Raw genomic sequence first — 803 nt, forward strand, 5'->3', positions numbered from 1 at the left:
GTCCTGTGCCGGCTGCGGAATACGTTCGCATGTCCACGGATCATCAACGCTACTCCACCGAAAACCAGTCGGCGGCTATTCATGCATACGCCATGAGCCATGGCATGGAAATCGTTACCACCTATCGTGATGAAGGGAAAAGCGGCCTAGATATTGGYGGTCGGGATGCATTGCGCACACTGCTTGACGATGTTCAGACCGGAAGGACTCAATTCCAGGTCATTCTGGTCTATGACGTCAGCCGTTGGGGACGTTTTCAGAACACAGATGAGAGTGCTCACTACGAATACCTATGCACCAGCAGCGGCATCAGGGTGGTGTACTGCGCAGAACCCTTCGAAAACGACGGCTCACCACTAGCAACTATATATAAAGGCATCAAACGATCCATGGCTGGCGAGTACAGCCGTGAATTGTCCCAAAAAGTCTTCGCTGGTCAGTGCCGTCTCGTTGAAAAGGGTTTTCATCAAGGTGGGCCAGCAGGCTATGGGTTACGCCGGGCATTGATCGATGAGAAAAGCGAGTTCAAGGCAGAACTCTCACGGGGCCAACAAAAGAGCATCCAGACCGACAGGGTCATCCTAATTCCTGGGCCCGAAGCGGAAATCGAAGTGGTTCAACGCATCTACCACCAATTCATCCACAACGGGATGAGCGAACGAGAGATTGCCCATTCGCTGAACGCTGAAGGTTTGGTCACCGACTTTGATCGCCCTTGGAGCCGGGGCAGCGTGCACCAGGTGCTGACCAACGAGAAATATATTGGTAACAACGTCTACAACAAAACATCCTCCAAGCTGCGC

At 52.7% G+C, this 803-nt stretch carries 1 protein-coding gene; it reads left to right on the forward strand.

Features of this window, described 5'->3' with window-relative positions:
• Positions 1-5 precede the first annotated feature (5 nt).
• Positions 6-803: recombinase family protein (locus AC1DRJ_RS30535; protein ID WP_477805394.1), on the forward strand; the 798-nt coding region annotated here is incomplete at its 3' end.

This window comes from Pseudomonas sp. P5_B2 (assembly GCF_056400445.1).